Below are 2,346 nucleotides of genomic sequence, written 5' to 3' on the forward strand. Positions count from 1 at the left end.
GCCACCGCGCTGACCAACAAAATCATCCCGGGTGACAGCACTCAGCCGAAAGCAAAAGGCGATGCTGCTGCTGTAGCCGATGGCGCGCGCTTCACCTACTACGTTGGTTATGCGACCAGCGCACCGACCACAGTAACTACCGGTGTGGTCAACAGCTACGCGACTTACGAAATTACCTATCAGTAATTCCGCCAGAAAATAAAACTGCCCCGCTCCGGGGCAGTTAATAACAATAATAAAGCGGCGATGTCCGCCGCTTGTATTTTTATTCTGAGGTCAGCATGAAGCGTATTGCCCTTTTTTTCTGTTTCATTTTTAGTTTTGCGGCCCATGCCAATAATATTATTGTTAACGGTACCCGCTTTATTTATCCAGGAAATGAAAAAGAAATAACGGTACAGCTTTCAAATAACGCCGACCGTCCGGCACTGGCGCAGGCCTGGCTGGATAATGGCGATGCCGATGCCACACCGGATACCATTACCACCCCGTTTATTATCACCCCGCCGATCTCGCGCGTTGACGCCAAAAGTGGCCAGACGCTGCGTATTAAGCTCGGCAGCAGCGCCGGTCTGGCGAAAGATAAAGAGACACTGTGGTGGCTGAATCTGCTGGAAATTCCACCGGTAGTGGCCAATCAGAAAAATGAAGGCCAGAACGTGCTGCAGCTGGCGATCCGTTCCCGCTTTAAATTTATTTACCGCCCTGCCGGACTGGGCAATCGCGATGCGGCGGCCGAGAAGCTGACGCTGACTGCCAACGGCAGCAGTCTCGCCATCAATAACCCGACGCCGTTCTACATTACCGTCAGCCGTATTTCCCGCGACGGCGGTAAAGCCCTGAACAGCAAAACCGTGATGCTGGCGCCGCAGTCCAGCCAGACGGTAGCACTCTCCTCCGCCGTCAACCGCGGCGAAACCCTGACCGTTAACAACATTAATGACTATGGCGCCGATGTCGCAGTGAAAGTGGCCGTTAAATAAGGGAAAATCTAATGAAGCAGAGGTCATTCTGCCCGGGAAGATTAAGCACCGCGATAGCCATCGCGCTGTGCTGCTTTCCGCCATTTTCCAGCGGACAGGAAAACCCGGGAACGGTATATCAATTTAACGACGGCTTTATTGTCGGTAGCCGCGAGAAGGTCGATCTGTCTCGCTTTTCGACCAGCGCGATTACCGAAGGCACTTACTCCCTTGACGTCTACACCAACGACGAGTGGAAAGGGCGCTACGACCTGCGCATCGCGCGCGACAAAGACGGTAACCTTGGCGTTTGCTACACCAAAGCGATGCTGACGCAGTACGGCATCGCGGCGGAAAAGCTTAACCCAAAGCTCAGCGAACAGGAGGGGTACTGTGGTAGCCTCAAATCCTGGCGTAACGAAGAAAACGTCAAAGACAACCTGGTCCAGTCCTCCCTGCGGTTGAACATTTCGGTGCCGCAGATCTATGAAGATCAACGTCTGAAAAACTATGTCAGCCCGGAGTTCTGGGACAAAGGCATTACTGCGCTCAATTTGGGCTGGATGGCCAACGCCTGGAACAGCCACACCTCTTCGGTCGGCGGCTCGGATAACAGCAGCGCCTATCTTGGCGTCAACGCCGGCCTGTCGTGGGACGGCTGGCTGCTGAAGCACATCGGCAACCTGAACTGGCAACAGCAGCAGGGTAAAGCGCACTGGAACAGCAACCAGACCTATCTCCAGCGCCCCATTCCGCAGCTCAACTCCATCGTCAGCGGCGGGCAGATTTTTACCAATGGTGAATTTTTCGACACCATCGGTCTGCGTGGGGTCAACCTTTCCACCGATGACAATATGTTCCCGGATGGCATGCGCTCGTATGCCCCGGAAATTCGCGGCGTGGCGCAGAGCAACGCCCTCGTCACCGTGCGCCAGGGCAGCAACATTATCTATCAGACCACCGTTCCGCCCGGGCCGTTTACCCTGCAGGATGTCTATCCTTCCGGCTATGGCAGCGACCTTGAGGTCTCGGTGAAAGAGGCGGATGGCTCGGTGGAAGTGTTTAGCGTGCCTTACGCTTCCGTCGCCCAGCTGTTGCGCCCGGGAATGACCCGCTACGCGCTCTCCGCCGGTAAAGTGGACGACAGTTCTCTGCGTAACAAGCCGATGCTCTATCAGGCCACCTGGCAGCATGGTATCAACAACCTGCTGACCGGCTATACCGGGGTCACGGGTTTCGACGACTATCAGGCCTTCCTGGTGGGGACCGGGATGAACACCGGCATCGGCGCGCTCTCCTTTGACGTGACCCATTCGCGGCTGAAGAGTGATACCCATGATGATTCGGGGCAGAGCTATCGCGCCACCTTTAACCGCATGTTTAC

At 55.5% G+C, this 2,346-nt stretch carries 1 protein-coding gene and 2 pseudogenes; all 3 read left to right on the forward strand.

Translation table 11 applies throughout. From position 1 onward, the window contains the following. Positions 1-186 (forward strand): annotated as a pseudogene (gene mrkA / locus HMPREF3096_RS31415) (type 3 fimbria major subunit MrkA); the annotation flags it as partial. A 95-nt stretch (positions 187-281) separates the two neighbouring features. Further along, complete coding sequence (mrkB, locus tag HMPREF3096_RS10895; protein WP_012967265.1) at positions 282-983, forward strand: type 3 fimbria chaperone MrkB; 702 nt, start codon at positions 282-284, stop codon at positions 981-983. Positions 984-994: 11 nt separating this feature from the next. After that, a pseudogene (mrkC, locus tag HMPREF3096_RS31420) lies at positions 995-2,346 on the forward strand (type 3 fimbria usher protein MrkC); the annotation flags it as partial.

Origin of the sequence: Klebsiella sp. HMSC25G12 (assembly GCF_001807705.1) — a bacterium.
GTDB lineage: Bacteria > Pseudomonadota > Gammaproteobacteria > Enterobacterales > Enterobacteriaceae > Klebsiella > Klebsiella variicola.